The organism is Lacticaseibacillus jixiensis (assembly GCF_042847315.1).
Lineage (GTDB): Bacteria > Bacillota > Bacilli > Lactobacillales > Lactobacillaceae > Lacticaseibacillus > Lacticaseibacillus jixiensis.
This window is the reverse complement of sequence record NZ_BAAFPR010000010.1, coordinates 22,520-48,380: the sequence shown is the minus strand read 5'-3', so window position 1 is coordinate 48,380 and position 25,861 is coordinate 22,520. Positions and strand designations below refer to the sequence as shown.

Annotated in this window: 23 protein-coding genes and 1 tRNA gene; 4 read left to right on the top strand and 20 right to left on the bottom strand. The window is 53.9% G+C overall.

Annotation, left to right across the window (positions count from 1 at the left end):
• Positions 1–82: 82 nt before the first annotated feature.
• Entirely contained in the window at positions 83–1,477 is a 1,395-nt protein-coding gene (locus ACGG90_RS08225) for an FAD-binding oxidoreductase (protein WP_390408131.1), read from the top strand.
• Between the two features lie 748 nt (positions 1,478–2,225).
• Here ACGG90_RS08225 and ACGG90_RS08220 read toward each other — a convergent pair.
• Positions 2,226–2,426, bottom strand: coding sequence for a cold-shock protein (locus ACGG90_RS08220; protein WP_390408128.1), 201 nt, complete (start codon positions 2,424–2,426; stop codon positions 2,226–2,228).
• 272 nt (positions 2,427–2,698) lie between these two features.
• On the opposite strand from ACGG90_RS08220, the gene ACGG90_RS08215 reads away from it, so the two are divergent.
• Positions 2,699–3,331 (top strand): hypothetical protein, encoded by a 633-nt coding sequence (locus ACGG90_RS08215; RefSeq protein WP_390408126.1) that lies wholly within the window; start codon positions 2,699–2,701, stop codon positions 3,329–3,331.
• Between the two features lie 423 nt (positions 3,332–3,754).
• On the opposite strand, the gene ACGG90_RS08210 is transcribed toward ACGG90_RS08215, so the two are convergent.
• The 5 genes from ACGG90_RS08210 to ACGG90_RS08190 all read right to left on the bottom strand — a co-directional run bounded on the left by ACGG90_RS08210 (position 3,755) and on the right by ACGG90_RS08190 (position 10,356).
• The gene (locus ACGG90_RS08210; RefSeq protein ID WP_390408124.1) at positions 3,755–4,357 is read right to left on the bottom strand and encodes an ECF transporter S component; all 603 of its coding nucleotides are present in this window, start codon (positions 4,355–4,357) and stop codon (positions 3,755–3,757) included.
• A 51-nt stretch (positions 4,358–4,408) separates the two neighbouring features.
• Positions 4,409–4,921, bottom strand: a complete 513-nt coding sequence (locus tag ACGG90_RS08205; protein ID WP_390408121.1) for an alcohol dehydrogenase — start codon at positions 4,919–4,921, stop codon at positions 4,409–4,411.
• 512 nt (positions 4,922–5,433) lie between these two features.
• Positions 5,434–6,537: a class C sortase gene (locus ACGG90_RS08200; protein WP_390408118.1), complete on the bottom strand. Its 1,104-nt coding sequence runs from the start codon at positions 6,535–6,537 to the stop codon at positions 5,434–5,436.
• A 3-nt stretch (positions 6,538–6,540) separates the two neighbouring features.
• Positions 6,541–7,626, bottom strand: a complete 1,086-nt coding sequence (locus tag ACGG90_RS08195) for a pilin N-terminal domain-containing protein (protein WP_390408116.1) — start codon at positions 7,624–7,626, stop codon at positions 6,541–6,543.
• A gap of 27 nt (positions 7,627–7,653) precedes the next feature.
• Positions 7,654–10,356, bottom strand: coding sequence for a SpaA isopeptide-forming pilin-related protein (locus ACGG90_RS08190; protein WP_390408114.1), 2,703 nt, complete (start codon positions 10,354–10,356; stop codon positions 7,654–7,656).
• A 265-nt stretch (positions 10,357–10,621) separates the two neighbouring features.
• Here ACGG90_RS08190 and ACGG90_RS08185 point away from each other — a divergent pair, with 265 nt between their 5' ends.
• On the top strand, positions 10,622–11,209 hold the full coding sequence (locus tag ACGG90_RS08185) for a TetR/AcrR family transcriptional regulator (RefSeq protein WP_390408112.1): 588 nt from the start codon (positions 10,622–10,624) through the stop codon (positions 11,207–11,209).
• Positions 11,210–11,926: 717 nt separating this feature from the next.
• On the opposite strand, the gene ACGG90_RS08180 is transcribed toward ACGG90_RS08185, so the two are convergent.
• From ACGG90_RS08180 to ACGG90_RS08135, 10 genes are all read right to left on the bottom strand, one after another.
• Positions 11,927–12,670 (bottom strand): nitroreductase family protein, encoded by a 744-nt coding sequence (locus tag ACGG90_RS08180; protein ID WP_390408111.1) that lies wholly within the window; start codon positions 12,668–12,670, stop codon positions 11,927–11,929.
• On the bottom strand, positions 12,640–14,334 hold the full coding sequence (locus ACGG90_RS08175) for a hypothetical protein (protein WP_390408109.1): 1,695 nt from the start codon (positions 14,332–14,334) through the stop codon (positions 12,640–12,642). The genes ACGG90_RS08180 and ACGG90_RS08175 overlap by 31 nt, the downstream gene beginning before the upstream one ends.
• Before the next feature lie 31 nt (positions 14,335–14,365).
• A complete protein-coding gene (locus tag ACGG90_RS08170) occupies positions 14,366–14,755 on the bottom strand; it encodes a hypothetical protein (RefSeq protein ID WP_390408106.1) in 390 nt (129 codons plus the stop codon).
• 1 nt (position 14,756) lies between these two features.
• Positions 14,757–15,290, bottom strand: a complete 534-nt coding sequence (locus tag ACGG90_RS08165; protein WP_390408104.1) for a DUF805 domain-containing protein — start codon at positions 15,288–15,290, stop codon at positions 14,757–14,759.
• Positions 15,291–15,402: 112 nt separating this feature from the next.
• Entirely contained in the window at positions 15,403–16,749 is a 1,347-nt protein-coding gene (locus ACGG90_RS08160; protein WP_390408243.1) for an MFS transporter, read from the bottom strand.
• A 135-nt stretch (positions 16,750–16,884) separates the two neighbouring features.
• Positions 16,885–17,769, bottom strand: a complete 885-nt coding sequence (locus ACGG90_RS08155; protein WP_390408102.1) for a DMT family transporter — start codon at positions 17,767–17,769, stop codon at positions 16,885–16,887.
• Between the two features lie 577 nt (positions 17,770–18,346).
• The gene (locus tag ACGG90_RS08150; RefSeq protein ID WP_390408100.1) at positions 18,347–18,754 is read right to left on the bottom strand and encodes a GtrA family protein; all 408 of its coding nucleotides are present in this window, start codon (positions 18,752–18,754) and stop codon (positions 18,347–18,349) included.
• Positions 18,755–18,767: 13 nt separating this feature from the next.
• Positions 18,768–20,030, bottom strand: a complete 1,263-nt coding sequence (locus tag ACGG90_RS08145; RefSeq protein ID WP_390408097.1) for a class-III pyridoxal-phosphate-dependent aminotransferase — start codon at positions 20,028–20,030, stop codon at positions 18,768–18,770.
• Positions 20,027–21,250: a phosphotransferase enzyme family protein gene (locus ACGG90_RS08140; RefSeq protein WP_390408095.1), complete on the bottom strand. Its 1,224-nt coding sequence runs from the start codon at positions 21,248–21,250 to the stop codon at positions 20,027–20,029. The genes ACGG90_RS08145 and ACGG90_RS08140 overlap by 4 nt, the downstream gene beginning before the upstream one ends.
• A 784-nt stretch (positions 21,251–22,034) precedes the next feature.
• A tRNA-Leu gene (locus ACGG90_RS08135) sits at positions 22,035–22,119 on the bottom strand.
• Positions 22,120–22,260: 141 nt separating this feature from the next.
• On the opposite strand from ACGG90_RS08135, the gene ACGG90_RS08130 reads away from it, so the two are divergent.
• Entirely contained in the window at positions 22,261–22,734 is a 474-nt protein-coding gene (locus ACGG90_RS08130; protein WP_390408093.1) for a GNAT family N-acetyltransferase, read from the top strand.
• On the opposite strand, the gene ACGG90_RS08125 is transcribed toward ACGG90_RS08130, so the two are convergent.
• From ACGG90_RS08125 to trpX, 4 genes are read right to left on the bottom strand one after another with little or no spacing between them, the layout of a single operon-like run.
• Positions 22,711–23,160: a SprT family protein gene (locus ACGG90_RS08125; RefSeq protein ID WP_390408091.1), complete on the bottom strand. Its 450-nt coding sequence runs from the start codon at positions 23,158–23,160 to the stop codon at positions 22,711–22,713. The genes ACGG90_RS08130 and ACGG90_RS08125 overlap by 24 nt on opposite strands.
• Positions 23,161–23,214: 54 nt before the next feature.
• On the bottom strand, positions 23,215–23,970 hold the full coding sequence (locus ACGG90_RS08120) for an ABC transporter ATP-binding protein (RefSeq protein WP_390408088.1): 756 nt from the start codon (positions 23,968–23,970) through the stop codon (positions 23,215–23,217).
• Entirely contained in the window at positions 23,963–24,862 is a 900-nt protein-coding gene (locus ACGG90_RS08115; RefSeq protein WP_390408085.1) for an ABC transporter permease, read from the bottom strand. The genes ACGG90_RS08120 and ACGG90_RS08115 overlap by 8 nt, the downstream gene beginning before the upstream one ends.
• Entirely contained in the window at positions 24,859–25,854 is a 996-nt protein-coding gene (gene trpX, locus ACGG90_RS08110; protein ID WP_390408083.1) for a tryptophan ABC transporter substrate-binding protein, read from the bottom strand. Before trpX ends, ACGG90_RS08115 begins: the two co-directional genes overlap by 4 nt.
• Positions 25,855–25,861: the final 7 nt, after the last annotated feature.

Sequence of the window (25,861 nt, the reverse complement as noted above, 5' to 3'; positions counted from 1 at the left end):
GTCTCAACCACTTTGTTAACCCCTTTCAGCAAGTAAGTGGTACGATACTTTTGTAAGTGTTTAACGAAAGGAAGTCTTTACCGTGACCGTTTTTGCTGCATTCTCAAAAGAAGAGATCCTTGATGACCTTAAGGCCAACGTCACCTCCGGCAGTGTCGTTACTGATCCTGAAGCTTTGCAGAAGCATTCTTTTTCGCCGAATTTGACTGATGACGATTCCGGCTTGGCCTTGGCCTTCATCGATGCGCACAATACCGAAGACATCAAAGGCGTGCTGAAAGTCGCCCGCAAATATCATGTACCGGTCGTCACCCAAAACCGCTTCACCAGCACCGTGATTGGCGCAGACGGTATCGCTGACAGCTTCATCTTGTCTACCGCCGCCATGAATCAGATCAAAGAAATCAGCAAAGCCGATTCGCTGGCAGTCGTAGAACCAGGCGTCATCAATGGTGACTTGGATCAAGCCGCGCGCCAGCAAGGCATGTTCTACGCTCCAGACCCAGGCTCAAAGCCAATTTCCGGCATCGGCGGCAACGTGGCAACTAACGCCGGCGGCATGAGCACCGTCAAATACGGCGCCACCAAAGACAATGTGTTAGGGCTCAAAGTCGTGTTGGCTGACGGGCGTGAGCTCAAGCTGGGCGGCCGCACACTGAAGCAGGCATTCGGCTACGATTTGACGCAGCTGTTTGTCGGCTCAGAAGGCACGCTTGGCATCATCACCGAAATCACGGTCAAACTGTTGCCAATTCCGCTAGGCACGCCGGTAATGGGCATGGCCTTTTTTGAAAACATGACGGCTTTGGCCAAAGCCGTGGCTGAAATCCGCATTTCCGGTGTGTACCCGACGATGCTTGAAGCCTTGGATCACCCCACGATCCAAGCCATCGACCGCTACGACGGCACCAACTACAGCAAAGCTTCTGGGGCAATGCTGATCTTCAAGATCGATAACGGCACCAAACAAGCCATGGATGTGCTCAACGCCTTGTTGCAAAAGCACGGGGCTAAAGACATCACCGTGACAGAAAAGCCTGATGAACAAGCCCAACTGGAAAAACTGCGCCGCGACATGCTGCCAGCCATTTTCACCGGGCAAAATCATATCATGGAAGACATGGCGATGCCGCTGTCTCAGCTGGCGCCGATGATGGACTACATCAAACAAGTCGGCCAAGACCTGGGCTTAAAGATCTACACTGCAGGCCACGCCGGCGACGGCAACGTCCACCCTTCCATTGTGTGGCCGCTTGACGAACCAGGCGTCCCGGCCAAAGTCAGCCAGGCACTAGCATTAATGTTCAAGAAAACGCTGGAACTTGGCGGCACGATTTCCGGCGAACACGCCGTGGGGATGTTAAAGAATCAATGGAACAACGCCGAACTCGGCGAAGACGTCGACATGCTCCAACACCAGATCAAAGCATTGTTTGATCCAATGAATCTCTTAAACCCAAAGCGCAAGATCAACTAAACAAGATTCCCACCAAGCGGCGTCTGCACTTGCAGACGCGCATCAAATGCTCACGTATCGCTTGGCACAAAAAGCAGCACCATGAGATGAAGTCACCACTCATCACATGGTGCTGCTAATTTATTCAACGCATCACCGCAACAAACGATCTGATTGGACAAGCCCACCACTAATTTGATGCGATAATTGCAGGAGCGGCATTGCGGAGGATGATGGGGCCAGCAAGCCGGTCAGGCCGTGAAACGATCAGCGGCGTGAGCCAAGCGATTTGTGCTTGGCTCGCGTCGCTGATCGCGGCAATTTCAGAGACGGGCAAGTGAGCGCAGCGAGCGCCTGGCTCTGAAACTAGGTGGAAAACGCGCGCATCTCAGCGCGGTTGGAACCGGCCGCACCGCCTGCGCCGGCTTGCTGGCCCCATCATCCGGAGCAATGTCGGTCCGGACCTTAGACGTTGTGGTCTTCGTCGAGCTGCGCAAAGCAACGCGGCGTGATATAAGTCATGACGCCACCAAGGCACAAACCGCCTTTGTGTCATCCTGCCTTATATCCACCGCTAAGTGCGCTTTGCTGCGCTCTGGTATCTTCGTCGAGCTGCGCAGCCCAACGCGGCGTGATATAAGGCGTGACGCCGCTTGGGCCAAGTACGCCCAAACGTCACCCCGCCTTATATCCACCGCTAAGTGCGGGCTGCTGCGCTCTGGGATATAAAAACGCGCCCCACAATTGCTGGGGCGCGTCGGTGCAATGTCTAGTCTTTGTTGACGTTAACGGCTTGTGGGCCGCGGTCGCTTTGTTCAACTTCGAACGTTACCGCTTGGCCTTCATCAAGCGTCTTGTAGCCGTCGCCTTGGATAGCAGAGAAGTGAACAAACACATCGGAGCCATCTTCGCGGGTGATGAAGCCATAACCCTTATCAGCGTTAAACCATTTAACAGTACCATGTTCCATTAGAAACATTCCTCCTTGCGCAGCGCGCATAATAAAATAAGTGCATTTTTCAATAGGTGCGGCGGCAAGAAAGCTCTCACTTCAGGACCACGCCGTTTCGAAAAGTACATTTTAAGTCTATCACGCTGTCTTGACCGTCGCAAGCAAGACGATTGCCAATTTTTTCACAACTCTTCTGCGATGAACAGCGCGACTTTTGCCCATTACAATTGCTAGCTTTTTGACGCAGTTTAGCTTACGATTAGATTATCAAACCATGGAGGCGCGCGCGTATGAGAAAGCTTTGGATCCCGTTGATTGGGTTGATGATGTTGTTAACTGCCTGCGCGCCTGCGTTCGACCAGAAAGCGCAGCTGCGCCAAGACAGCCAAGCGGTCATCACCCAAGTTGCCAAGCTCAACACGGCGCTAGACACCGTGAATGATCAACTGGGCGCTTTCCCCAGCACCTTCGAGAAAGCCTACAGCAAAGACCACAACCAAGACTTCCAAAATGATGGCACCGTCGCCGCCATGCTCACCAAGCGCCAAGCGGCATACGAGCGCCTGGAAGCTGCGCAAACTAAGCTTGAAGACGCCACCAACCGCTTGACCAAACTTAACAGCCAAGACAATCCGCAGCTGCCCAAAGCCGAGTTGAAGCGCGCGTTGACCACCTTGCGCTTGGCCAAGCTCGATCACAAGACTTTCGACACCTATTACAAAGAACTGACCAATGCCGAGAATGATTTCTTCGACACCGTGGCCAGCGACCCAGACGACAAAGATGCCATCGACGAAGCATTGACTCAGTTGAATCAATACGATTCCAGCCTCAGCCAACAAGCCGACATCATGCAAGCCAACTTGCAAACCGTCACCTCAGACGCCACAGCCTTAGACAAGGCTGCCAAAGCAATGAAATAGCTGCTTCACAAAAACAACTCCGAGATGCGCAGCCAACGCTCATGCATCTCGGAGTTTTTTTGTGCTAAGTTGATTCATTGCGCTAAGCAACGTCGTCACTGAAATCGGTTGACTGCGCAGTTTACTTTCCTGCAGCCCATATTGGAGGACAGGTGTTGCGTAGGCGCGTGGGGGCCGCGAGACGGTCAGGCCGTGAAACGATCAGCGGCGTGAGCCTTGCGATTCGTGCTTGGCTTGCGTCGCTGATCGCGGCAAGTTCAAAGACAGACAAGGTGAGCGCAGCGAGCGTCTGGCTTTGAACTTAGGCGGAAAACACGCGCCCTTTGCGTGGTTGCACTGCCTGCGCCGTCTCGCGGCCCCCACGCGCCGAAGCAGCACCTGTCCGGACCTTTTCAACTAAGTACGGGCTGCTTCGCTCTGGGGTTACCGTTTAAACCTTAGCAGTACCCTGCCCAGAATCGGAATCACGATGCCGGCCATGACGGCTTCGGCGACCATATTGATCGCTAAAGCCCCCATCAACAGCCAGCCTAAATTGGTGGCATCGGCGCCGGCAACGACAGCATTGGCGCGATTGGCAAACAAAATCCATGTGAAGATGATCACCAAACCGGAGTTAGTCAACGCGCCGCAGACCCCTGCCAGGATCATTTTGACCGTGCCGATCAAGTCATGCTGATGGGCCTTGGCAATGTGGTTGAAGATCAAAGCAGCCACCACGCCGACCATGATCCGCGGCACAATGGCGATGATCGGGTTGCGAAACAGCAAGATCGTCACCGGATCGGTGGCATCGGTGTAGGCTTTGATCAAGCTGATACACCCCCAAAACGCGCCAAGCCCGGCGCCGCCTTTGACGCCTAGCAGCACGCCACCTAGGATCACAGTGAGATGAATGGTGGAAATTGCAGGCAACAGTGGGATGATGCGGATGTAGCCGATCATCGGCACATAGGCTTGCAGAATGATCAAAGCGCCTAGAATGCCGATGATACTGATGGTGTACGCAGAGCTTTTGCGAGTCACGATGCGTCCTCCGAAATTGTTGACGGCCGCATGACCGCCAGAATTGTATGCTTAATGCTTGGCGGTTGATTTGGCGCTGTCATGGTTTGCCATGCGCGCGATCAACGGCTGCAGATACTGCGCTTCGGCCTGCTTGCGCGCGGCTTCGGCGTCTTTGAAATCAACGAATTGTTTGTTCAACACCAGCTTGCCTTTGATAAACAAGCGGGCGTTCCACTTCTTGGTTTGCTTGTCGAAAGAAACCCCGATCACGCCAGAGCGATTCGTGGTGCGGCGCTTAGTAGCGGCGGCAATATTGACCCCTTCTGAATCGGCAAACTGGCCATGGCGGCCCATTTGTTCGCGGGTCTTAGGATTCTCCATGATCGCCACGCGCATCAAATCGCGGCGATAACAGCCGCAACTGGTGGTGGTGCCTTTACGCAAGCGATAACCATCGACGACTTTGATATTGCCACAATCACATTGACACTTCCAACAAGCGTTGCCGTTCTTGGCGGCACCGGCATATTCCAACACGGTCAAGCGGCCAAACCGTTGCCCAGTGAGATCTTTTCGTTGCATAGGCTTACACTTCCTAAGTAAATTTTTCCCCACTCATATCTTGCTGGGTCAAGACCTACTTTGTCAAGCGGAAAACGTGGGTACCGGCAACTGTTGCCGGATCCATTCAGCATGGCGCCATGCTTGCAAAGACGAAAGCTTCAGCTTGAAGGTGATGCGGTTGTATAAGCTTGCGGTTGGTGGGCCGCCTTCCATCAACATGCCGCTATTCTAACCCCTTGATCAGACGATGACAAGTCACCAGCAATAAAATAATTAATGCCTTAAACAAATTAATTGCCAACCCGCCTGTTGCGCCGATCACAATGAATTAAACAACAGCAAATCCACCCCAAAAAACCGTGACTAGGCATTTTGCCACGCCAAGTAACACAAACTGCTCTGCACTGCGATTCAAAGTCCGAATCGTGGTGCAGAGCAGCTTGCGTTATTGGCCAAAATCGGTTGATATCTCAGTCTCTGACTGCTGTATTTAGCTAATGCGCACTGCTGAATTTGCAGCGCCAAGCCGATCACGACGGATCCGGCTGGGTCAGCTTCTGCGTACGGTTTGTCCGCGCGTAAGTAAATTGTTGATCTCGCAAGTGCTTGACATAAATGCGCTGCCGCCGTTGCCCTTGTTTGGTCAAGACGATCAGCGTGTAGCGCCCACCGTAAAGCTTCGTGCGCAACTGCGCAAGATCAGCCGCTGCTAAGACTTGTTGGTGCTTGCCGCGCTGCACAACTGCCGCCACTGCCTCTGCCGGCAAAACCAGCGTGTATGTGCGGCCTGCGATCATTAACTTGCGCACCCAGCAAGCCAACCCGACAATTAATGCAGCAAACAGCGCCAGCCACAAGGCTAATTTAAGCTGGTTAAACCACGCGGCTTGTTTGACCGCTGCCCCATCGGCGGCGCGATAGGCCACGCGCCGGCCAGTGATCAATAAACGCTGGGAGTTGATCATATACGGGGTGCAAGTCATCAAGGTGACCAAATCTTCGCCTGGCACCAAGCGCAATTGGCTCAAGTCAGTGGGTTCGATCACTTGGCGCTTAAACACGCGATAGGCCAGCGTCCGCTTGCCGATGGTGATGAAGAAGCGATCGCCTGTATGCAGCTGCGGCAAATGGGAAAACAGCGTCGCATTCGGCACCCCGCGATGCCCTGAAATCACTGCATGCGTGCCTGCTCCGCCAATGGGGATGCTGGTACCATCCAACAGGCAAGCACCGAATTGCAACAATTGATCGGTGGTGTGTTCAAACACCGGCAAGCTCACCTGCAGTTGCGGGATCGTTAAGCGCGCCACCGTTTCAGCCGTCAACTGCTTGGCATCAAGCGCGCTTTGGCCTGAAGGATTGGCCGTATTGGTGAATTTCTGCAACCCTGGCGCTTGGTTGGCTTGTTGCAGCGCCTGATTATACCGGCGATACTGGCGATATTGGCTTGCTGCTGCAGCGGCATTCAACTTGGTTTCATGGGCTTGGTAGTGTGCGATCACCGCTTGATTGCGATACGACACATAAGCGTCACTGATCGACGGATATGCCAACACCCCGATCCCGGCGAGGATCAACAACAAGATCAAGCTGTCGACTTTGCCAAACCCCGGCTTGTGCCGCTGGTCGAACATTGCCTAGCCGACGCGGCGCTTGAAGTACACGGCAGAACCGGAAGCGATCAAAGCCAACCCGATAATGGCAAAAATCGTGGTGCCTTTGCCACCGGTATGCGGCAAGAGCCCTTGGGGGTTATCTTTAACGATCAAGCTGGCGTCAGCGGCGCCGTTTTGCGAGTTGATGTCACCATCTTGGGCTTTGTCGTATCCATTAGGTGCTTTGATTTCGAGATAGTGATAATCGCCGGCTTTCTTCAAGCCCCAAGTGGCGCCTTCGCGCACCGTTTCAGCATAAGAGGTGAAGCCAAATTTACCTTGGCTGTCGGAAACAAAAGTCGTGGCGTCTTTGACTGCGCTGACCCACTTGACTTGCACCGGTGCTGCGGCAAAACCCGTCACCGTGTTGTCTTTGGCGCCTTGCACTTGCGCGTATAAGCCAGCGGCGTTGGTGATTTGAAACTCGGCATTGGCCAAGGTGGCGCCGGTTTGAGCGTCTTGCTTGGTGAATTCCAAGTCATAAGTTTGACTGGCTAAGTTCTTTGGGTACACATAAACGGTTTGCGGATAGCTGCCATCGCTGAGTTTTACCGGCAGTGACAGAATGAATTCAGCCGTTTGGGCGTCATAATCCGGCGCAGTTGCAGCATCTTCAACAAACAAATATACCGCCGGCTTGGCTTGACCGTTGAAAGTGTAATGTGTCGGCAAGTCTTGATAATTGATCTGGCCGTTAGCATCAGTTAAGGCAGTTTTGACCACATCAGCTTGGTTCTTCTTGAACTTGGCAGCCGAGACACTGGATGTGAATTCGCCGCTTTCAATGCCGGTCCAATATTGATCTGTCACGTTATACGCCGTGAATTTCACCCCGGCCACGCGATCTTGCTTGGCATCTGGCGTGTTGGTCAAGTCATCGGCAGTACTTGGCGTGGTGTTGCCGATTTGACCATTGGTGTAAGCATACTTGGTCAAGATGACATTCTGCACTGCCGGCGTGTCTTGCGCCGCAACCTGTTGGCTGCTTAAAGCCATGATCGTCAGCGGTAGTGCTAAACCTACTGTGGCAAGGGTGTGTAAGGCGTGTTTGAGCATTGAGTGGGTCATAATGATCTCCTTTATGATTGCGTGTGTTTAAATTTTAGGTTGCTTGTGGCGGCGCTTAGCCAAAGCCAAACCTGCCGCCATTGCGAATAAGCCAATGGCCGCCAGACTGGTGGCAAGCACGCCTGGGCCGCCGGTATGCGGCAACAGCGGCTTGAGATGATTTTCAATGACGTAGCTGCCTGCGATATTGGCACTTTCATGCAAGCTGACTGGCAGCTGCTTGTCGTCAATGGTCACATGCATGCCATCTTTGGCGACCACCACGGTGTGGGGCTTGGGGTCAACGACATAACCGGCTGGCGCAGTGATTTCTTGCAGGGCATAAGTGTGCCCAGGCAACAAGCCGCTAAATTGCAGGTTCCAAGCGTGGTCAATGTTTGCCGCACTGGCTTTTTTCTGGTGAAAGCCATCACTGCCAGTCAGTTCAAAAGTCGCTCCTGGCAGCTGTTCGCCGGTGCCTGAAGCCACTTTATTCAAGCGGATGGTCAACGGTTGCAAGGCGTCTTTGAAGGTGGTTTCCGCCACAAGCTGCGTGCTGGAGAATGTGATTTTCTGCCAGTTGTTGGGATCTGTTGGATCAGGCAAGCGATAGCCAACCGGGGCTTTGGTTTCCACCGCCCAATAAGTCTTAGCCCAAGCTAAGCCTTCGATGACAGCTTGGCCGTTGGCAGCGGTGGTCACGGTTTTGACCGCTGGGCCGAGTTGATCGCCGGCGGCTTCATAAATCGTAAATGCCGCATCAGCCAGCGGCGCGGCGCTCAAAGTTGCGCGCTTGTGCACCACCAGCTTGGCGGTTTGCGGCTGATCAACGACTTGTGCCACGGCGGCAGTCAGCGTCACTTCTCCGCCGACAACTTGGCCGGCTTTGATGGCGACGTGATAATCGCGCTTGGCATAACCTGCTGGAGCGCTGATTTCATGCAACACATAAGTGCCATCTGCCAAGTGTTTCACTTGCAAGGTGAACTTGCCATCCGTCCCGGAAGTCACTGGCGCAATGCTGACAGAATTGCCTTTAAGATCTTGTAATTCAAACACCGCACCAGCCAGCGGATGCCCATCAGGCGCGACTTTTTGAAAAGGCAGCTGTTGCTGCGCGTCTTTGACGCGAATGTGCACCAAGTTGGACTCAGCGGTGTAAGGCGCCGTCAAGGAACGGTAGAAGAACTGCGAGCTGGCTTGATTGACCATCAAATCATTGAGCTGATCGTCAGTGGTGTTGGTGACTTGAAACTTCACGCGCACGGTAAAGTCCCGTCCGTAGTAGGCTGCTTGCTTGGACAACGCATTGATCGCCGCAGTGGCATGATCAGACAAGCGCAGCGCCAAGTGGCGAGTGGGCAGCTGCGGGGCATTTTGAAAAGCGTCATTGATCACGCTGCCGTCTAAGTTGTACAGCGTCACCGCTTGTGCTTGGGTGCCAGCAGGCAAGTCGTCATTGATCGCATAACCATCAGGCAAGATCAAGCCTTGGGTGCGCAAATCGATGGTGGGTTGATTAATGTCGTAATAATACGCTTGCCCGCTTTGCACAAAGCGATCCGCTTTAGCCGGGATCCCTGGCAGCAAGTCGCCGTGATCTGGATCATGGCCTGGCTGGGGATGTAAATAAGACCAAGCACCGCCGCCATCGTCATAGCGGTCTAAGTCGTTATCATAACGCTGCGCAAAGCCAGTCGGCGCGCCGGTGGGATGATCCCAGGTGTCGCCTGGTTGATATTGCTGCAGCGGCATGACGGTTTTGCTTGGGGCAGATTGGCCGGTGGGATAATTAGCGGAACTGGAGAACGCGTTCCACGCCCGCCCCCACACCGAGCCGAAGACGAAGCTGTTGCTTAAGCCGCTCAGCGGAAAAGTCACCGCCGCATTCGGCAGCGTGTCGCTGCCCAGCCAATCGTCAAAATGCGCATTGGACGTCCCATAATAAGTCCGAGCCGTGTAAGGCGCCCCGCTGATGCCATTGGCGCTATAACGCAAATACGTCTGCGGGGTCAAGGTCCCATTGGCCAAGCCGCTGCCGGCAAATTCCACCGAGTTCTCCGGCTGCCACTGGCTTTGACCAGGATTTAGCGAGTTGAACGTGAACACCGCGCGGCTGTTGGCGAAATTGATCGGCGTCTTAGCCGCATCCCTGCTGCGATAAAACTGCAAGGTGATGTGCATGCTTTTGACCGCGCCATACACCACCCCGGAATACAAGTTATCCGAGAAAATGATATAAGGCGTCGTGGCGCCGGCCCAGCTGGGATTGGCGCCGACTTTCTGCAAATCAGGACGCCCGTTGGTGGCGAAGTTGTAATAGCCCACTGCATCGTAATCCAGTGTGATCTGATACGGACTCAAGTGACTGCTGCGGCTGTCTTGGCCGGGCTGCTTAGGCACGCCGGTCAAGCCCACCCCATGCATCTTGGCCCCAGCCACGAAATTCATATAAGTCTTGGTCGAATCGCGCCACGCCGTCCAAGTTGCCAAGTCTGACCCAGGCTGCGTGGCGTTGCCGGCTGCGGTACCGTCTAACGTTTGATATTGGCCGCCTGCCACTTGCATGTGCACATTTGCATTGGCTTGTGGCGACAAGATCAAGGCACTGGCAGAATCGGTATTGGCGGCTGCCGCTTTGACAACCATTGGTGCAGTCATTGTCAATACCACCGCCACCACGCCAAGCACAAGCGGCCACCACACCGCCATGAACCATGGCTGTGAACCTTGCTTTGCTTTAACTTTCACAGATCTCCTCCCCTTAACAATAATATTGCGTGTGCTGAATACGCTACCAGTTGATTCGGTGCTTGCACACAGCTGCGAACCGTGTTATTGTATGCCGAATCGTATTCAATTAGTGGGCCATTATGGTGTCACGTCTATCATATGGGCCACTTCACCTGACATCAGCCTGTATTATTCCACTCACTAATCTGTTGATACGCTACACTGTAATAGCCAGCCAAACGCAACGCGGCAGCATAATTTTAAAACCCGGGGGGAGAACTCATTGGAACTCGTCTTGAAGCATTGCTCTGACCTTCGCCAACGCAAAACGCACCGCGCGATCAACGCGGCGTTCTTCGCCTTATTGGCCCATGGCGCTTTTGACGACATCACTGTTTTGCAACTGGTCAACGAAGCCGAAATTGGTCAAACCACGTTCTATCGCCATTATGCCGACAAATTCGAGTTGGCCCAAGAAGCCATCAACTTGCACCTGAATGCTTTAAGCGAGCTGTTTTTCACTCAGCTGTGCGATGCGCATGAAGACCCGCCGACGGATCTGGATCCAAGCGAGTTTGCGCAGCTGATTTCACGCATTCGCGCCTTGCATCAGATTCAAACGCCGGAAGTGAGCTTTGAGCGCGAAGCCAAAGCATGTATCAGTGAAACCATCCAAACTGTGATGCACCGCCATGACTTGCACTTCACCTACCCCCAAGCCACTACCGCACATTTGGCGGCATTGTTTTATAGTTTCTTAGGCGGCTTGCTTGAAGAAACACCGGCTGAGTCGGCTGTCGCATCCGCCACCACCCAGCTGCGCGAATTGACCCAAGTCTTGCGCGTGTTATTGACCAAAGCCCGCCACTAAGCGGTTTATCACCACACAAATACCGCCTTATCACGACGTCTGATTCATCGTGATAAGGCGGTATTTGGTTAAACATTAGTCAAACTGGCCGGACTAGTGAAGCTGCGCGCCGTGGGGCAAGTGTCGGCGCAGGCGGTGCGGCCGGCTCCAACCGCGCTGAGAAGCGCGCGTTTTCCGCCTAAGTTTTCAGCCGCGCGCTCGCTGCGCTCACTTGCGCGTCTGAAAACTTGCCGCGATCAGAAACCAAAGCCAAGCACAAACCGCTTGTCTTTGGATTCTGATCGTTTCACGGCCTGACCGACGCTTGCCCCACGGTGCTCCGCTTCACTAGTCCTACGATATTCGCTGATCCCACACCGCGTAAACCAACCCCAGTTAATTAAACAGCTCGAAACCATTGTTGCAGGAAAAGCCACCTGGCGGCCACATTGTATGGCGGTCAGATGGCAAAAAAGTGCACAACACCGCGGAAAGATAAAGTTATCGCCACCACGTTTCTCGTCATTTGGTCCTTTCCTGCCAATTCTGTTGCGTGAGAGTTACTGTACCTGTTACCAATGACGTCGAACAAGGGTTGCTGCGTGGCGTGAGGCAAGCAGCGAGCGCCTGGCTCGAAACTTAGGCGAAAACCACGTGCACTTTGCGTGGTTGCAGCCGGCCGCACTGCCTGCGCCGCCGCTTGCCCCACAGTGCGCAGCGACCCTTGTCCGGCCCCGTTCACTCATTCAAAAACCCTTGTGCATGCAGCGTTTGCAACAACTCACCGCGCTTGGCTGGCGTCGTAGTGGCGCTTTTGGTCAATAAATGCGTAAAGGTTTCACTGCGGCGATTGGTCAAACGCGTGGCGTAATACTCAGCAATCACCTGATCGTAATCAGCCAGCTGCAGCTTGCTATCATCAGGCAAGGCGTAGTGGTTTTCAAAGCTCATCAACGCTTGCGGCAGGCGCGGTTTGGCTTGGGTGGCTTGATCGGGATGGCCCACGATCAACCCGGCGATCGGAAACGTTAAGCTGGGCAGATGCAACAAGTCGATCAAACGTTGTGCATCGTTTAAGACACTGCCTAAGATCACGGTGCCCAAGCCCAGCTTTTCTGCGGCATTAACAGTGTTTTGCACTGCCAACAAGGTATCTGAGGCGCCTTGCAAGAACTTGTCTGCCGAGCCTAACACCGCCAGATCCGGCGTCTGCGCAAAAGTTGCCACGCGGTGTTGATCGATCACGAAGATGAACAACTGACCATTGCCGGCGACATAGCTTTGCTTGGAGATCTGCGCAATTTGTTGGCGCAAGCTGCCATCGGTGATCGTGATCACACTAAACGCCTGCAAATAATGCGACGTAGCAGTGTGTTGGGCGACGCTAAGCAGCTGTTGGATCAAGTCTGCCCCCAGCGGCTCCGGGGTAAAATGCCGCACTGTTTTGTGTGTTAATTGCTGCTGTAATGCTTTATTTTCCATGGTTCGTACTCCCTTTTTGACTGCTTGCGCCAGCTGTGCCAAGTGCTAGCCAGCAGCGCTAACCACGCCACGCCGGCTGCGATCAAGGTGGTTTTCTGCAAGGCGGTTTTGGTGTAGCGGATCGTCACTTGCGCCGGCAGCTTCTGCTTGATTTGAATGCCGATCAAGCCGTTGACATTCAGCGGCTTGATCGGCTTGTTGTTCACAAACACGGTGTAGCCGGGATATGCGATTTTCGCCAGCACGATCAACCCGGCGCCGGCTTTGGTTTGGCTGACCACGTAATGTTCTAAGCCGCTGTGCTCGCGGCGAAGATAAGTCGCATGGCCTACAACGTGATGATTGCGGCTGGCATTGTGCAGCGTTTGGGCCAGCGAATCGCTGGCGATTGTGCCCGGCAAGGTTGCCGGCAGGAATTCATACCCGCCGCCGATGGCTGAATTGGCCACGTCAGCGTTTTTGTCGGTGATCACCAAACCGTTATCCACCGCCTGAAATGCCGCCACTGCTGCAAAGTTAAATGACACCGCCAATCCCAAGGCGATGGCGATCAGCCAATAGCGCCAGCGCATCAGCGTCGCCGCAGCCAAGATCGCACAACCTAGCGCCACAAAACTCAACAAACGCCATTCAAATTGGATCATGGCCGCAGGCGAATCCTTCACGATCGACCACAACACCAAATTCGACGACAGAACAAACAACGTCGCTGTCGCCGTTGCCGCCAAGCGATAACTTCTGCTTAACGCAGGCAGATGCCACAACGCAAAGCCCAGGCCAAACAACGCCAAAGGCCCGATATTTGGCGCCAAGTTGCCCCATACCCCAGAAGTATTGCTTAAAGAGTTCGTGAGCAAATCGGCGAACGAATAATCCAGCCCTTGCGCCCACATTTGATGCGCTTTGGTCAATGTCAAGGGCTGGTTGAAGGTTTGCTCAAGCATCGGCAAGGTAGAAAAGCTGGTCAACACGCCCCACGCCAAAGCCGCCAAACATTGTTGGCGAAACGCTGAACCTGCCAGCTCGCGGCGCAGCCACAACACCACATCCAAGCCGATCAAGATCACTGTGGCCAGCACCGCCGATAACGGATGCACCAGCCACAACAAGCTCATCCCCACACTAAGCGTCCGCCAGCCGCGGCTTTGCACCGTTTTGACAAAACCTAATGCCACAATTGGCAACACCACATACGCCAGTGCTTCACCTAGCGCCCCGCGCAAGAATACATCGATCAAGCGATAAGTATTTGCCGTGTATAATGCCGCCGCCACCAAAGCCGCGCGATCATCAAATACCCGCCTGCCGCAGCCATAAGCCACCAGCGCCGTGGCGATAGAAATCGTGGCCAGATACAGTTGATACGGCAACACGAAGCCGCCGAGGAGCATTTTGAAGGCGACAAAAGGCAGCAAGGCCAAGGAATTATAGAAAGTGTCTGCCGCGTAGCCAAAGTGATTGGCCATGCCGGAAAACACATACGGCACCAAATCGTGCTGCTGCACCACAGTGGTGTAATAATGCAATAAGCGCGCCTTGTGGAAGAGCAAGTCATCTTGGTTATAAATATGCGGCAAATAAATAAACGGGACGCACACCACAAGTGCGATCCCGATCAAAGCGAAGATATGCCAATAGTTGATCCGCTTGCTTGAAAGTTGCACAACGTCACCTCACTGCGATCGAATATGCCCATTATATCGCATCTTGGCGGCTTTGTTCCACGGCTCGGCAGGCTTGCTCTTGCAACAAGCGCCGCATCACCCGCTGCCAAATGCGCCGGCTGGGATAAAAGCGCAACAGCTCAGGGCGGCTGGCGGCCCATTGCAACACCGTGTAAGCTTGCGCAAAACTTTTCAGATCTGCCGCACCATAGTCGAGTTGATCAGCCAGCCGCCATAACTTGGTCATGCGCAACCGTACTTGAGCCTGCCATATTCTGTGATAAACCAGCCACCCGCCTAACACCAAACCCAACGCCACCGCAGCGGCAATGCTATGGCCCACCGCCAGCAGCGCGCTCACCAAGGCCAACCCAAGCCCCAAGCCAACAAAACTCAGCAGCCACATCACGCGCCAAGTCATGTTATGGCTCCTGCGGCGGGTTCTTTGATGGCAAGACTTCAATCACCACCATGATCACAGAAACCGGGATGCTGACCCAATACGTGAGATTGACATTATCATGCAAATGCGTCAAGGCCCAAACCAGATTGATCAACCACAACAACACATATACACTCCAATGCACCCCAGCATCGCGAAAGCGCCGCACCACCAGTGCCAAAGACGGCAACAACACACCAACGCCGATCACGCCCCAGACAATGACCAGCCACAAGACGCCGCCAAAGCTCAACAACATCTGCCAGCCAGACACGCCGCTGGTGAATTGGTCGAGCTTGTCCAACAGCTGCGTGATGACGAAAATCGAGGAACCGATCGTTGCGATCATGCTAAAAATCGAGGCAAACAACGTGAACCACCAATATTCACTGCGCGTGGAGCGGCCAGAGAAATTGGCATAGTTGGCAAAGAACGCTTTGACACTGGTAAAACCGCTGGCGCCGTAATATTGATTGTGCGTCGCGGCGGCCACCTTTTGACTGACTTTGTTCATTTTTAAACCTCCGGCTTATATAAAGCGCTTTCATTTACACCTTGAAATATACGCCATGCCTAGCGGGGATACAACGAACAGTTTCGTCACATCGCTGACACAGCGTAAGCGCTTATTTGGCGTGAGTGATTTGCGGTGCCGTTTCTGGTGCAAAAGCCAAGCAAAACAACCCGGCAATCAGCAACAACCCGCCGCAAATCAACATTGCTAACGCCACCCCGTAACTGGTGGTCAACACCGGCAACAAGAACGTCCCAGCAGCAGCGCCAAAGCGGCTTAACGTCACCACCATGCCCACACCGGTGCCGCGGACTTTGGAATCAAACAATTCCGAAGTATAAGGATAATCGATCACCAGCCCAGCAGACAACACCACTGCAAACAATGCAAAAATGCTCAGTTCAACTTGATTGGGCATGTTGTGCCATAGTGCCAACACCAATAACCCCACTGCCGCCAACAAGAAGTCGCCAATCAGAAATTGCCGGCGGGTCATGTGATTAAACAACACCGTGCCGACTAACACCCCTACCAGCATTGCGCCGGAATATAAATTACTGGCAAACGCCGCATCCTTGATGCCCATTTTGGCCACCAGCAGCGGCAAGAAAATACTAATGCCAAAGAAGGTGAAAGCTTGCGCCGCGTAGAAAACGCCGCCGACTGCGGTGTTGCGCAAATATGGCTGGTGAAACACCACCGTCCAAGCGATCGTCTCACCAGCGTCTGGCTTGGCAACTTGTTGCTGCTTAGACAAACCCCACTTGATGCCGAGGTGCTTTTGCACCAAGCGCTTGGCCGCATGGGGATGGCCTTGATTCACCAGCCAGCTTGGTGATTTCGGCAAGTGCGCCAAGGAGCGAAAAACGGCGGTGATCAAGGCTGGCACCAACGGCGAAACCATCATCCACCGCCAAGCCATGGCCCCGGCAGAAATGAAGCTGCCGGCAAAAGTCGCCGCGATAAAACCCAAGGTCCAATAAATCACCAAGTGGCTTTGCAATCGGCCGCTGGCTTTATAAGGCAGCCATTCGATCAACAACGTGTTGCCGGCGGTGTAATCCACCGCGATCATTAACCCGACTAAGACGCGCATCACAAAAGTCCATGCCAAATTCACGGTCAACAACTGGCCCAGCGATACCAGCGCCAGAATGTACATGTTCGCCAGCAACAAGCGCCGGCGCCCAACGTTGTCAGACAGCTTACCCACCAGCAAACTGCCGGCCAGCCCAATCAAGGTGCCAGCGCCGATCAAGCCGACCCAAACACTGGAAATAGGCAGATAATGTTGCGCTTCGGCAATCGCCGTGCCGCTGACTTGAATGGCATAACCGCTGGTGAACTGGCCGAAAATAATGGCCAGATAAATCCGCAGATGCACCCAAGACAGCGGCGCGCGCTTGTAGAATTTAGTTGGTGTTGACGATTCCGGTGCAGTAGTTTGGTGATGATTAATTAGCTCAGGACTCCCTTCGATACCGATAAACAAAAAACAATGTATATTATGTTAACATAATTAAGCATTCTTGTCCAATTTCGGCACTTTCAGCCAGTCTGTTCGTCAATTATTCGGAATTCGTAATACATCATTTTACGCCGGTTTATTGGACAGCCACAACCCCACCAAAGTCATTGCCGCACCGATGATGATCGGCACCGTCAGCGGCTCATGCAACAGCCACACGGCAAAAGCCACGGTGATCACCGGCACCAAATAAATGTAGATGCTGCTTTTCACCGTACCTAAGCGCTTCACGGCGAAATTCCAGCTGACAAAACACAACGCGCATGCCCCGATCCCCAGAAACAAGAAATTCGCCAGATTATGAGGTTCTCCGATTGCCGCAATTGCCAATGGGCTGTGCGTCCATAACGCCAGCGGGATCATCAACAACAGGCCATAGAAGAAGACATGGCGGGTGCTGCGGATCAAGTCCAGCTGCAGCGCCCCGATTTTGGTGGTCAAAATCGAATACACCGCCCAAGCCAACGCTGCCAAAGCCGCCAAGCCGTCACCTAGCCAATGCCCAGTTTGTTGACTGGCGCCGCTGCGGTAGCTGATCAAGCAAACCCCAACGATTGCCACCACAAACCCGATATAAAACCAGCGGCTGGGCCTTGGCGTATGCAGCCACCACTGCGCCAACAGCGCCGTGAGAAACGGCGAAATCGTCACAATGATGCCGACATTGCTGGCGGTGGTGTAAGTCAATGCGACATTCTCCAACAAGTAATATAGCGTGATGCCCGATGCCCCAGCCGCCACAAATAACCATTCTTGGCGGCGCTGTGCCAAGTGCAGCCAGCCGGGATGCATCAGCCACAATGCCAAATACCCGATCACAAAGCGCGTCAACAGAATCGTCACCGGACTAAACTCCCGCAACAACACTTTAGTGGCAATAAATGTCGTGCCCCAAATCAAAATGGTGATAAATGCAGCGATGTGCCCGGCCAGTGGTCGCTGATTGTCCATACGTCTCCCCCATATGATGCTTTCGAAGGTTAAGTATACGTTTCTTCGGCGACCTGCGCAAAACAACGCGGTGGATATAAGTCATCCCCCGTCTTATATCCACCGCTGAGTACGCGCCACTGCGCTTTGGTTTATTCGTCGAGCTTCGTGGCGCAACGCGGCGTGATATAAGCCGTGACGCCAATTGGGCAAAGAACGCCCAACTGTCATCCCGTCTTATCTCCACCGCTAAGTACGCGCCACTGCGCTTTGGTTTATTCGTCGAGCTTCGTGGCGCAATGCGGCGTGATATAAGCCGTGACGCCAATTGGGCAAAGAACGCCCAACTGTCATCCCGTCTTATCTCCACCGCTAAGTACGCGCCGCTGCGCTTTGGTTTATTCGTCGAGCTTCGTGGCGCAATGCGGCGTGATATAAGCCGTGACGCCAATTGGGCAAAGAACGCCCAACTGTCATCCCGTCTTATCTCCACCGCTAAGTACGCGCCACTGCGCTTTGGGCACAAAAAGACCACCAGCTACACCGACTGGTGGTCTTCACAAGGGTTCTGACTGTTGCTCGATCAAGCATCGCCTCCTTATCCGCGATGCACCCGCACCGTGCGGTCAAGCGTTGCGCCAAACACGAAGAAGCGCTGATACAAGAATTCGGTGATCCCATTAGCAGCCAAGTTGACCAGCGTCGCCACATAATCATTAACGCCGCTGGCAGTCGCCCAATCGCCAAACCATGCAGAAAGCGGCGTGAACACAGCGTAATATGCCGCAACTTTGAGCATCGCTTTGGGAATATTGCCATCGGAATGGAAAGTAAAATGCCGATTTAACGTGAAATTCCACACCACCGACAGCACCAAGGCGATCAAATACCGCGGCGCATAGGCCATCGTGGTGGCTTGGGTGAGGATCGTGAAGCTGCCCATTTCCACCACTGCTGCTGAGCTGGCACAACAGAAATATTTTAACGTTCGTTTGAATTCTTGCATAGGCTGCCTCCGATCAGTGCACCGCCGTGGCCTGCTTCACCAAACTTTGCGCATCCGTCAACGCCGCGTCTAAGCGGTCCAACACGTCTAAGGCGGTTTCTTGGCTCATCAACAAGTTCGGCTTAAACTGCAGCACCGACTGGTCAAAATCGGCCATCATGCACCACACACCATGCTGCAGCATTGCTTGCATCAAGGCTTGTCCACCAAGGGGATGGGCAGTTTTAAGCCCCATGATCACCCCACACTGGCGCACTTCAACTAAGAAATCAGCGTGGTGTTCTTGCACTTTAGCCAAGCCATTGGCAAAAGTCCGCGTCAACATGTCGCGATTGTTTAACGTCGCCGGCCGCGCCAAGATATCCAACACCTTGCTGGCCACGATACAGCCCAACTCAGTGCCGTTAAACGAGCTTGTGTAAGCAAACCCGTCTTGCTGCATCCAAGAAGCAGCGCGGTCGTTCATGATCACTGCCGACATCGGATAATAACCGCCGGACAACCCTTTGCCGCACACGATCATGTCCGGTTCAGCGCCGAACTTGCAACAAGCCCACATCTCACCAGAGCGCTGCATCCCCGTTTGCACTTCATCGGCGATATACAACGCACCATACGCATGCGCCAGTGCTTGCACTTGGCGATGGTAATCTTTGATCGGCATGGGAAAACCTGCCGTGGCCGGGATCGATTCGATCAACACCGCCGCCACATCACCATCAGCCAAAGCCGCTTCTAAAGCTGCCAAATCGTTATACGGCACATGCGTGTTCCAAGCCGAGTCCGGCGGCATGTTAAAGAAGTTGGCGATGCTGGGGTTGCCAGCGGCCATCGCCAAGCCGGTGGAGCCGTGAAACGCAATGTTTAAGCTGATGATGCGGCGCTTTTTGGTGGCAAAACGCGCGAACTTGATTGCCGCGTCGATTGCTTCGCCGCCGCCATTCAAGGTGAACACATAATGCATGCTGGCAGGTGACGCCGCAAGTAATTTCTCGTTAAGTGCGTTCTTATACTGTGAAGGAAAATAGTGGTTGCCGGCATCGACCACATCGGCACCGTGCTGCAAGGCTTCGCGCACTTCCGGGTTCATATGGCCCAAGTTGAACACCCCGCCGTTAGAATGCATGTTGATAAAGCGATGGCCGTCTAAGTCTTCAAAATACGACCCGCCGCGTTTGCCCATCACCAATTCTCCGCCGAGTTGGCGAATCGTCGCCACGCGGCCTGGGTTCCAAAGTTTGTCTGCTTCATCATAAATCTCATGTGCTGTTATCATCGTGTTTGTACCCCCTGATGGATCATCGTTGTCGCCGGCATCGGCTGTTCACGGCAATACCGCTTGGCCAAACCAGCTGTTCCTTGCGCATAAAAGGCTAAAACTTCTGGCGTCAATTCTTGCGACTCGCCAGAGCCTGGCATCACATGGCCCATGCGAGAAAGCAAGCTTTGCAGCATGCCAATGCGCCGCAGCATGATAAACGTCCACACCATTTGCTTGTCTTGTTCATCTAACGCCCGCACGCTTTGATAGCCTGCCAGCAATTCATGCACCACTTCTGCCAAGTCGCCGCGATGTTCCATTAACGCCACAGTGCTGGCAATGTCGTACATGTAATAACCCAACCCGCTATCGTCAAAATCCAACACCGTCAGCTGGTCGCCATCGACTAGCAAGTTGGCGGCGCGTAAATCAGAATGGATCACGCCATAATGCTTGGCACTTTGGCCATAAGCGATCACATGCGCTTGGATCAACGCCACCGCGTCATCGATTTGCTGCAAAGCCCGCGCTGACAGCCATTGCGGCGCATGATAATCAGTGCCATAGAAGTTGTTATGAGCGCCGATAGTCCCAGCTAAATCCCATTGCATGCGCTCATAATATGTTGGCCGCTGCCAATGCTGCGCCGCTTTGTGCATTGTCGCCATGGTTTGGCCGATCACGCGATACAACTTGCGGTCGGCTTGGGTCATTTTGCTTGGCTGAAAGCGGCTGACCACCAGCTGGGCCTGAGCTGCAACGCGAAACAGCGGCAAGGTCACGGCTTTAGGCAAGAAGCGCATCGCTTTAATCACACTGCCGACTGAGGCGTTGCCATCTGCGGAATCCACCGGCGCGCGGCCTGGCACATATTCGAAACACACCACAAACCGCCGTTCAGCCATCTCGGGTGTATCAAACGCTTGGATCGGGCTGCCATCAGGGGCTGGGATCGGCGTTTCGACATGAATATCAGTATGTTGCCGCAGATACGCCAACCAAGCCAATTCCGAGCGAATCGAAGCGCGGGTGGTGTAATCCAAGCGATGCACTCGCATGATCATCGGCTTGAAACCTTTGGCCGTGATGAGGAAGGTGCCATTCTCCGTGTAATTCAACAACTTAATTCGGCTATTGGCCGGATATCCCCAGCGCGCCACCGCCCGCTTGGCAATGGCGGTGAGATGTTGGCGCTGGGCGTCAAAAGACAAAGTTGCAAAAACTGATTTGGCCATGATAAGAACTCCTTCCACAGGGCAATGTTATGATAAGTAACATTGATGGCTTACTTGCCTTGTTTATGGTGCTTATCATAGTCCGATCAGCATGATAATAAAGGAATATTGACAGATAATATAACAATTGAGCAAAAAAATACCCTAAATCAATGATTTAGGGTTGCCGATTTATACGATATTGTAAGAATTACTAACATAAAGTCTTTCACTACGCCTACAGATGACTCCCCACCGCTGCTTCATTAACTAGCCCAAAAACATCGACTGATTGGCGTTCGGTTGGTCGTCCAATTCACGATCCTGATTCAGATTACGGAGGCCAGGCGTTGCGTAGGCGCGCGGGACAAGCGGCGGTCAGGCCGTGAAACGATTAGCGTAGTGAGACAAGCGGTTTGTGCTTGGCTCGCTACGCTAATCGCGGCAAGTTTCGAGACGGGCAAGTGAGCGCAGCGAGCGCCTGGCTCGAAACTTAGGCGGAAAACGCGCGACGACGCGCAGCAAAGCGGAGCTAGTTGCGCGGTTGCAGCCGGCCGCACCGCCTGCGCCGCCGCTTGTCCCGCGCGCCGAAGCAGCGCCTGGCCGGGCCTGCCCAAGTCTGGACATCCTACGCTGTGGTCTTCGTCGAGCTGCGTGGCGCAACGCGGCGTGATATAAGTCGTGACGCCGCCAAGGCAAAGAGCGCCTTTGCGTCATCCCGTCTTATATCCACCGCTAAAAGCGCGCCACTCCGCTCTGGGGTACAAAAAAACCACCAGTCATTACAACTGATGGTTTACTGCGATGCGGGCAAGAAGACTCGAACTTCCACGGCCTAAACGGCCACAAGATCCTTAATCTTGCGCGTCTACCAATTCCGCCATGCCCGCATATCTCAATCAAGCACAAGAAATAATATACCAGCTACAGCGGCCAAACGCAACCGTTTTTTGCACAAAACGCCAATTTAACGCGCTTTTTCTCATATTTGCGGCGTGTTACAATGAGCCTATTCAGAAAGGACGTGCCTTATGCAAATTCGGAAAGCTACCATGGCAGACACTGCCACATTAGCCAAGCTCAAACACCAATTAAACCAAGAAATGAGCGCCTTAGTACCAAAGGTCATCGCCGGCAACCAGCCGTTGGATCCGGCGTATTTTGCCAAATATATCGTCGATGACAACGGTTTGGTGTTAATCGCGGATAACGGGGCAGGATTGGTGGGCTTTGCCTTGGCAGTCGTTGCCACCACTCAAGCTGACCCAAGCATTGTGCCGCACCGCTTCGTGTACATCAGCGACTTATTCATCGTGCCGCAAGCGCGGCGCCAAGGCCACGCCACGGCGCTGATGACTGCAGTCAACAACTGGGCCAAGCAACAAGCCGCCGTTGACTTCGTGGAACTCAATGTCTTAGGCGCAGACCAGGCCGCACGCGCCTTCTACCAGCAGCTGGGCTTTGCGCCGCAATCGTTGACTTTAACGCGGCCGCTTGGCGACTAGGCGCAACTTGCCGCGACATTTACCGCAAGCAAAGCGGCGGGTGTTAATGCGGCGCTGGCGGCGGTATTCTTGGCCGCATTGGGTGCAGACATAGACGTAATTGGCCGCTTGCGGCAGCGCCGGGGCGAAGCGCAAGCCGCCAACTGCTTGCAGCAAGTGCTTGAAGTCGGCATCTTTGTGCTGATAGCCACGATGCGCGCGATACAAGTGATAGTGACACAATTCATGGCGGATCACGCCGAGCTGCTGCTCTGGGGTGATTGCCGCAAACAATTTGGGGTTGAAGTCCAAGTTCTCATCTTGCAAGTGGAAGCGCCCGCCAGTGGTGCGCAGCCGGGCATTAAAGTGCGCAACGTGTTCAAAAGGCCGCTTGAAGTCGGCCAGCGAAACTTGTTGCACTAATGTTTGTAGTTCTTGATCAGTCATTGCTACTCCTATAAATCAGGCGCACTCAGCAAGTTTGCTAAGTGCGCCTTTTGTCTAACCAAAATATTGCAGCAGATCTTGTGCCGAAAGCTGGGCTTTGGCCGTCGCGTCATAATCCGCCACGATTTCCCCAGCGGACAAGATGATCAAGCGGTTGCCATATTGCAAGGCGTCTTCCAGGTGATGGGTGATCATCATACACGTCAATTGCTCTTCGGTGACCAGCTTGTCTGTCACAGCCATGATGGCTTCGCTGGTTTTAGGGTCAAGCGCGGCGGTGTGCTCATCCAGCAGCAACAGTTCCGGCCGCTTCAACGTTGCCATTAACAAGCTTAACGCTTGGCGCTGGCCGCCGGAAAGCTGTTCCGTCGGCTTATCTAGCGCCAGTTCCAAGCCGTTGCCAGTGCGGGCGGCCAAGGCTTTGAAATGCGGCAGCTGTTGGCGCAGCTTGCGCGAGGCCAAAGTCAAGCGCTGCCCGCGCCGCGACGCCAAAGCCAGGTTTTCTGCCACCGACATGCGCGGGGCGGTGCCCATTTTCGGATCTTGGAAAACGCGCGCAATCAAATGGGCGCGCTTTTCCGGCTTGGCATGGGTGATGTCATGCCCCGCCAAGGTAATGGTGCCGCCAGCCAACGGAATGTCGCCGGTAATGGCGTTAAACAAGGTGGACTTGCCTGCGCCGTTGGTCCCTAACACGCACACATAATCGCCAGCGTTAAGCGTCAAGTCGATGTTTTTGAGCAAAGGCTTGGCGACGTTATCCACAGCGACGTTCACCGCGACTTGGTGCAGGCGTAATTGTTCAGGCATCGCTTTGCACCCCTTTCTTCAATGTGGCGCGAATGCGCAAGCGGTGATCGATTTGCGGGATCATGATCGCCAAAGCCAGCACGATTGAAGAAATCACCTTCAAGTCATTGGCGTTAAAGCCGAGTTTTAATACGATCAACAACACGAAGCGATACACGATGCTGCCTAACACCACCGCCACCAAGCGCTGGCTAAGTGTTAATTCGCCAAAGATCACTTCGCCGATAATAATCGCCGCCAGGCCAATAACGATCACGCCGATGCCCATGTTGACGTCGGCATAGCCGTTATTCTGCGCTAACAAGCCGCCAGCCAAGCCGATCAAGCCGTTGCCGACCACCAGCCCTAAGACCATTTGATGATCTGGGTCGATGCCTAAGCTGCGCGCCATGGCTGGGTTGTCGCCAGCTGCGATGAAACCTTGGCCGATTTCGGTATTTAAAAACACCACCAACAAGCTGACCACCACAATGGCAACAATGCCGCCAACCACCACCGAGTCAAAATACGGCGGCAGGCTTTGCAGCCATTTGGCGCCAAACAAGTTCGGCTGATGCAGCAGCGACAAGTTCGCCCGCCCCATCACCCGTAAATTGATGGAAAACAAGCCGGTCATCACTAAGATCCCGGCTAACAACACCGGAATATGGCCTTTAGTCGTCAACAAGCCGGTGATCAGCCCTGACAACATCCCAGCCACCATCGCCAGCAGCGTCGCCAACAGCGGATGAATGCCATGGGTGATCGCCGCCACCGCGACGGCAGCGCCGAAAGGAAAGGTGCCTTCAACGGTCATATCAGGGAAATCCAAGATCCGAAACGTGAGAAACAACCCGATGCCGACCAAGCCGTATAACAGCCCTTGGCCAATCGCCGAAACCCCTAAACTCATTGGATAACCTCCCCTGACTGCTTGGCTTTGTCGATCACACTTTGCGGGATCGTGATCCCTAAGCGTTTGGCTTGTTTGAGATTCACGATCAACTGTCCCGTTTTTTCAAAATGGATCGGCGTCGTGGCCGGCTTGCTGCGGCCGCTTAAGACGTCTGCCACCATTTTGCCGGTTTCCACGCCTAAATGATATTGATTGATGCCAATCGTCGCCAAACCGCCGTCTTTGACCATAGTGTCCACCGTGGGAAACACTGGGACTTGCTTGGTGTTAGCCACTTGCACAAGCGTTTGCATGGCACTGGCAATGGTGTTATCCGTTGGCACAAATACCGCATCCACTTGGGTGACCATTTCACCGGCGACTTGATTCAAATCGTTGGTGGAACTCACGGTGAAATTCTTCACGGTGAAGCCTTGTTTAGGCGCCAAGGCGGTGACCATTTTGGCTTGAGTTTGCGCCGAGTCATCGCTGGACGTGGAAATCACCCCAAGGGTCTTGGCGTCTGGCATCAGCTGGCGGATCAACTTCAACTGCGCTTCAAGCGGGGCTTGGTCTGACACGCCGGTGATGTTGCCGCCAGGCTGGGTGTTGGACTTAACCAGCTTGGCGCCTTTAGGATCAGTGATCGCGCCGAGAATGATCGGGGTCTTGCTGGTGACGTCGGCCAAAGCTTGCGCTGCTGGTGTGGCAATGCCGACCATCACCGCCGCATCTTCTGCAGCGAAACGCTCTGACATGGTCTTCAAGTTGCTTTGGTCGCCTTCCGCGTTCTGGAAGTCGACTTTGACATTCTTGCCCACGGTGTAGCCGCCTTGCTTCATGCCGGCAATGACGCCTTTGTGGATCGCATCAAGCGCCGGATGCGTTGTCAACTGCAAGATCCCCACCGTGGGCATGGCTTGGTGCTTGGTTGGCGCAGTTTGAGTTGTGGTGAACGCAACGCCTAGAAAAATCAGCAGCGCCGCGATCAAGGCCAACATTCGTTTCATGCAAAAC